This is a genomic window from Klebsiella sp. 10-1 (assembly GCF_009758445.1).
In the GTDB taxonomy this organism is placed as follows: Bacteria; Pseudomonadota; Gammaproteobacteria; order Enterobacterales; family Enterobacteriaceae; genus Klebsiella; species Klebsiella scottii.
The window spans coordinates 77565-84187 of sequence record NZ_WQRE01000012.1 but is presented as its reverse complement, the minus strand read 5'-3'; the positions used below and the strand labels follow the sequence as shown (position 1 = coordinate 84187).

Annotated in this window: 5 protein-coding genes; 1 reads left to right on the top strand and 4 read right to left on the bottom strand. The window is 56.1% G+C overall.

Translation table 11 applies throughout. The features are described from left to right. Positions 1-254 precede the first annotated feature (254 nt). Genes hemG through pepQ form a run of 4 tightly spaced genes read right to left on the bottom strand, consistent with a single transcriptional unit; the run spans position 255 to position 4237 of the window. The gene (gene hemG, locus GO007_RS26775) at positions 255-788 is read right to left on the bottom strand and encodes a menaquinone-dependent protoporphyrinogen IX dehydrogenase (protein ID WP_095105218.1); all 534 of its coding nucleotides are present in this window, start codon (positions 786-788) and stop codon (positions 255-257) included. Positions 789-799: 11 nt separating this feature from the next. Continuing rightward, on the bottom strand, positions 800-2251 hold the full coding sequence (trkH, locus tag GO007_RS26770; RefSeq protein ID WP_095105217.1) for a Trk system potassium transporter TrkH: 1452 nt from the start codon (positions 2249-2251) through the stop codon (positions 800-802). Positions 2252-2291: 40 nt separating this feature from the next. Further along, positions 2292-2906, bottom strand: a complete 615-nt coding sequence (locus GO007_RS26765) for an IMPACT family protein (protein ID WP_095105215.1) — start codon at positions 2904-2906, stop codon at positions 2292-2294. Continuing rightward, on the bottom strand, positions 2906-4237 hold the full coding sequence (pepQ, locus tag GO007_RS26760; RefSeq protein ID WP_095105214.1) for a Xaa-Pro dipeptidase: 1332 nt from the start codon (positions 4235-4237) through the stop codon (positions 2906-2908). The genes GO007_RS26765 and pepQ overlap by 1 nt, the downstream gene beginning before the upstream one ends. A gap of 192 nt (positions 4238-4429) precedes the next feature. On the opposite strand from pepQ, the gene fadB reads away from it, so the two are divergent. Then, positions 4430-6619 (top strand): fatty acid oxidation complex subunit alpha FadB, encoded by a 2190-nt coding sequence (gene fadB / locus GO007_RS26755; RefSeq protein ID WP_095105213.1) that lies wholly within the window; start codon positions 4430-4432, stop codon positions 6617-6619. Positions 6620-6623: the final 4 nt, after the last annotated feature.

Sequence of the window (6623 nt, the reverse complement as noted above, 5' to 3'; positions counted from 1 at the left end):
GACGCGCTTTAGCGCTCTGTCGCGAGGTCCCGTATATTACGTTTTCCTCATTCAGAGTCAAGCGTTTATTTTGCTTTTCTCCGTCGGCTTTCGCGGCTGATATTCAGCGCTGAAGCCTGCTGACCCGGCGGCGTGCTGGCCGTTGTTCCGTGTCAGTGGAGGCGCATTATAGGCAGTTCTCTGACGTTGACAAGTCCTGTTTTCAAAAAATTATTCAACCGCTCAATTTGCCATCATCGCGGTGATTTTATCCGCTATTTGCTGCTCATTTGTGCGATCTCTCGCGCAAAATTAGCGACCTGCTGCCAGTCGGTATAGACCACCTCTTTACTGGTATCCGTTTCACCGCCGGTCATCTTCATAATCAGGCGAATCATCACGCGATCGTACCAGCTGTAGCGCGGGTAGCGCAGCGCACCGGCAAACACCGCGCTATGCTGCGGCTGCCACGGCGAGCTGAGCAGGAACTTGCGCGTATAGCTATTGGTTTGCGGCGTACGCTTCTCCGGTTTACGCGCGACGAGGTTAACCGAAAAAAACGCACCGGGCAGCGCGTTCAGCGATTGCAGATGTTTCTTCACAAAGCGGTCAACCGCCGGATGGAAGCGACCGTAACGAATGGATGCCCCAATCACCACGCGATCGTAGTCGCGCCATTCAACCGCATCGGTGCGGTTCAGATTGAGAGTGTCCGCATCGACGCCCAGCTCTTTCAGCTCGGATGCCAGAAAGGAGGCAATTTCACGAGTCTGCCCATCACGGGTGGAAAATAGAATCAACGTTTTCACAAATACTCCAGCTATTCACGCCAGAAAGTGGGGGTAAACAGCACCAACAGGGTGAACACTTCCAGACGACCAAATAGCATATTAGCAATCAGGATCCATTTTGCGACCGGATTCATCGTCGCAAAGTTATCCGCCACTACGCCAAGCCCCGGACCAAGGTTGTTTAAGGTTGCGACGACCGAAGCAAATGCGGAGAAGTCATCGACGCCGGTGGCAATAATCGCCAGCATACTAATGATAAACACCAGCGCATAGGCGGAGAAGAATCCCCATACTGCTTCGAGGATACGTTCCGGCAGAGCGCGATTGCCCAACTTAATGCTGTATACCGCATTCGGGTGTACCAGACGTTTGAGCTCGCGGTTCCCCTGTTTAAAGAGCAGCAGAATACGAATAACCTTCAGCCCACCGCCCGTCGAGCCGGCACAGCCGCCGATAAATGCCGAGCACAGCAGCAGCACCGGGAGGAACAGCGGCCAGCGCGCAATGCTATCGGTCGTGAAGCCCGCCGTCGTGGCCATTGAGACAACCTGGAAGAATGCCTGGTTCAATGTGGTTAACGCTGAGCTATAGACATCATGCAGCCACAGCACCAGCGTACAAATCACCACCAGCGTCAGCTGTACGCCGATAAACATGCGGAATTCGGGATCGCGCCAGTACACCTTCAGGCTTCGTCCGCTGAGTAATGAAAAGTGCAGACCATAGTTACAGCCGGAGATTAGCAGGAATACCGCGATAATCGAGTTAATCGTCGGACTGTTAAAGTAGCCGACGCTGGCGTCATGCGTGGAGAAGCCGCCAATGGCGATGGTCGAAAAGCTATGGCCAATGGCGTCAAATGCCGGCATTCCGGCGAACCACAGCGCCAGCGCGCAGGCGACGGTCAGCAGGACATAGATGAGCCACAGCGTTTTTGCCGTTTCGGCGATTCGCGGGCGCATTTTGTTATCCTTCAGCGGCCCGGGCATCTCCGCCCGGTACAGCTGCATCCCACCGACGCCGAGTATCGGCAGTATCGCGACCGCCAGCACAATGATCCCCATACCGCCAAACCATTGCAGCATCTGACGATAGAAAAGAATGGCGTGAGGCAACGAGTCGAGGCCGACCAGCGTAGTCGCGCCCGTGGTGGTAAGGCCAGAGAAGGATTCAAAAAACGCATCGGTGACCGTCAGGTTTGGCTGCTCGGCGAAGATAAACGGTAGCGCACCGACGCTGCCCAGCACGGTCCAGAAGAGGACAACGATCAGGAAGCCCTCACGGGATTTCAGCTCACCCTTTTCACGGCGGTTCGGCCACCATAATAGAGAGCCAATAGCTAAAGCGACGAAAAAGGTCTGGGTAAACGCCCGCCCGGCACCATCACGGTATATCAGGGCCACTAATCCCGGGAGGATCATGGTCCCCGAAAATAAAATGACCAGCAGTCCAACGATTCGGGTAATCGCGCGAAAATGCATCTCTGGCGCTTCCTTTGATATGCAAAAAATCAGGTGGGGATTATTCGTCAATCTTCAGTAATTGCAACGAGCCACGGCTAAAATCAGCCAGTTTTGTTGAAAATGACGCCACTTCAGCTTGAGGAAGCGCAACACGCAGCTGGACGAACGCCTGATATTGGCTTTCGACAATTTGCCCTGCGAACTGAGTCAACAGCGCTTCAACACCGGCTAATTGCCCGTATTCACACTGCAAAGTATATGCGGTCAGCGGCGTCTTGCGCTGCGTTGTCAGTTGAGCAAGCGCCTGGTGTACGCCACCGCCATAGGCCTTCACCAGACCACCGGTACCCAGCAGAATACCGCCGTAGTAGCGCACTACGACGGCAGTTATCTCACCAACACCGCTGCCCATAAGCTGTGCCAGCATCGGTTTACCTGCCGTTCCCGCCGGTTCACCATCGTCAGAGAAACCCAGCTGCTGTGAATCGTTCGGCGGGCCGGCCACCCACGCCACGCAGTGGTGGCGAGCGTCCGGGTGATCCGCTCTTACTGATTCAACAAACGCTTTTGCCGCCATTACGCCATCGGTATGCGCCAATAGCGTAATAAAACGGCTCTTCTTAATCTCTTCGACAAAGCTCACCGGCGCGGCCGGTATCAACCAACTCTCCATCAGGCCAGTTTCAGGTCACGCGTCATATTTTCGACACTGTTCTCGTGGATAACGACGTTATCTTCGATACGAATGCCGCCAAACGGTTTCAGCGCTTCAATTTTCTGCCAGTTGAAATGCTTGCTGAACTGCCCTTCGCGCCACGGAGCCAGCAGAGACTCAATAAAATAGATACCTGGCTCAATGGTCAGCACCATACGCGGCTGGATCACGCGCGTGCAGCGCAGGTACGGATATTTCGACGGCGCCGCCAGATGGGTACCGGAATCATCCTGCATAAAGCCAGCGACATCATGCACCTGCAGACCCAGCGGGTGGCCGATGCCGTGAGGCATAAACGGCCCGGTCAGGTCGTTTTCGACCATCGCCTCTTCGCTCATGTTGGTGACGATCTGATGTTTACGCAGCAGTTTAGCAATACGCTGATGGAACTGGACGTGATAATCCACGTAGCTGGTTCCGACTTTCAGCGTGCTAATCAGCGCCAGCTGCTCATCATTAACGTCTTTAATCAGCTGGGCAAAGTCGCTATCGCCGTGCGCGGCCCAGGTACGCGTGAGATCCGCCGCATAGCCGTTATATTCCGCACCGGCATCGAGCAGGAAGCTCCGCGCTTCTGCCGGCGCGCGGTGATCCAGTTTGGTGTAGTGCAGCACCGATGCGTGCTCATTGATCGCGACGATGTTGCTGTACGGTACGTCGGTATCGCGGTGGCCGGTCGCGGTCAGATAGGCCTGGTTGATATCGAACTCGCTCATCCCGGACAGGAAGGCTTCATGCGCCGCCCGATGGCCGTTGATCGCTGATTTCTGCGCTTCGCGCATGCAGGCCAGCTCGTAATCCGTTTTATAAGAGCGATAGTAGTGCAGATAGTCGATAACCCCTTTCGGGTTGATTTTATCCGCGGCGATCTCCAACCCTAGCGCGCGCTCAGGGACCGGGCCGATATAGCCGATGTTGCCGCGCGCCGCCGGGAGCTGGCTGCCAATACCGTCAGCCTTCGGCAGAGCAATCACTTCCACCTCTTCGGTCCAGAATGAAGTCGGCAGCGGCTCAACGTTATGCCAGTAATCAACCGGCAGGTAGAACCACAGCTTCGGCTTATTCACACCATCCACCAGCAGCCAGCAGTTAGGAACCTGCGTGACGGGCACCCACGCTTTAAACTGCGGATTGACCTTGAACGGGTACGGGTGATCGTCAAGGAAGACGTTAACCAGCTCACCGGAGTGAATCAGTAAGGCATCCAGCTTAAAACGAGATAAAACATCACGGGTACGTTCTTGTAAGGTAGCAATATGGTTTTTATAGAGCGCGGCTAGTGATTCCATCTTTTTATCCTTTGATTTTATTAGATCGTGACTCTCCGCATCTTAGCACATCGGCTTCAGGCAGGGCGATTTCCGCCGGATGTGATCCGACCAGCATTTATTTAAAGACTTGTTTGCAATTTTTTAACATAAATCCCACACTCCTTCTCATCTGGTACGACCAGATCATATTGCTGGATTCAGGAGACTGACATGCTCTACAAAGGCGACAACCTGTACCTCGACTGGCTGGAAGATGGCATTGCCGAACTGGTGTTCGATGCCCCCGGCTCGGTTAACAAGCTCGATACCGCAACCGTAGCCAGCCTCGGCGATGCGCTGGACGTGCTCGAAAAGCAAAAAGATCTTAAAGGGCTGCTGCTGCGCTCTGACAAAGCGGCCTTTATCGTCGGTGCCGACATAACCGAATTTCTCTCCCTGTTCCTGGTCCCGCAGGAGCAGCTCAGCCAATGGCTGCATTTTGCCAATAGCGTTTTCAACCGCCTCGAAGATTTACCGGTCCCCACCGTTTCAGCCGTCAACGGCTATGCGCTGGGCGGCGGCTGCGAGTGCGTGCTGGCGACGGATTATCGCCTGGCAACGCCGGACCTGCGCATCGGTCTGCCGGAAACTAAGCTGGGCATTATGCCGGGCTTCGGTGGTTCAGTGCGTATGCCGCGCATGCTCGGCGCCGATAGTGCGCTGGAAATTATCGCGGCGGGTAAAGACGTCAGTGCCGATCAGGCGCTGAAAATCGGCCTCATCGACGGCATCGTCAAGCCGGAGAAACTGCGCGACGGTGCGCTCAGCATTTTGCGCCAGGCCATTAACGGCGATCTCGACTGGCAGGCGAAGCGTCAGCCGAAGCTGGAGCCGCTGAAGCTCAGCAAAATCGAAGCCGCCATGAGCTTCACCATTGCGAAAGGAATGGTCGCCCAGACCGCCGGGAAACACTATCCGGCGCCGATGACCGCCGTCAAAACGATTGAAGCTGCCGCCCGGCTCGGCCGCGATGAAGCGCTGAAGCTGGAAAACCAAAGCTTCGTCCCGCTGGCGCACACTAAAGAAGCCCGCGCGCTGGTCGGCATCTTCCTCAACGATCAGTACGTCAAAGGCAAAGCGAAGAAGCTGACCAAAGACGTTGAAACGCCGAAACAGGCCGCTGTGCTGGGCGCCGGGATTATGGGCGGCGGCATTGCCTATCAATCTGCCTGGAAAGGCGTGCCGGTCATCATGAAGGATATTAACGACAAATCGCTGACGCTCGGCATGAACGAAGCCGCCAAGCTGCTTAACAAACAGCTTGAGCGCGGCAAGATTGACGGCCTGAAGCTGGCAGGCGTCATCGGCACCATTCACCCGACGCTGGACTACTCCGGCTTTGAGCGCGTGGACGTGGTCGTTGAAGCCGTTGTCGAAAACCCGAAAGTGAAGAAAGCGGTGCTGGCGGAGACCGAAGGTAAAGTGCGCCCGGATACGGTGCTGGCCTCCAATACCTCAACGATCCCGATCGGTGAACTGGCAAACGCTCTGCAGCGTCCGGAGAATTTCTGCGGCATGCACTTCTTTAACCCGGTGCATCGTATGCCGCTGGTTGAAGTGATTCGCGGCGAAAAAACCTCGGATGAGACGATTGCCAAGGTGGTGGCCTGGGCCAGCAAGATGGGCAAAACGCCGATCGTGGTTAACGACTGTCCCGGCTTCTTCGTCAACCGCGTGCTGTTCCCCTACTTCGCCGGCTTCAGCCAGCTGCTACGCGATGGCGCAGACTTCCGCAAGGTCGATAAGGTCATGGAGAAGCTGTTCGGCTGGCCGATGGGGCCGGCGTACCTGCTCGACGTGGTCGGCATCGATACCGCCCACCATGCGCAGGCGGTGATGGCCGCCGGCTTCCCGCAGCGCATGCAGAAAGATTATCACGATGCGATTGACGCCCTGTTCGACGCTAACCGCTTCGGCCAGAAAAACGGCCTTGGCTTCTGGCGCTATACCCAGGACAGCAAAGGCAAGCCGAAGAAAGAAGAGGACCCGGCCGTTGACGGCCTGCTGGCAGACGTAAGCCAGCCGAAGCGCGACTTCAGCGATGAAGAAATTATCGCCCGCATGATGATTCCCATGGTCAACGAAGTGGTGCGTTGCCTGGAAGAAGGCATTATCGCCAGCCCGGCGGAAGCGGATATGGCGCTGGTTTATGGCCTCGGCTTCCCTCCGTTCCACGGCGGCGCCTTCCGCTGGCTGGACACCCTGGGTAGCGCAAAATATCTCGATATGGCACAGCAGTACCAGCACCTCGGCCCGCTGTATGAGGTGCCGGAAGGTCTGCGCAACAAAGCGCGCCATAACGAACCCTATTACCCCCCGGTTGAACCTGCCCGTCCGGTAGGCGAGCTGAAAACGGCTTAAGGAG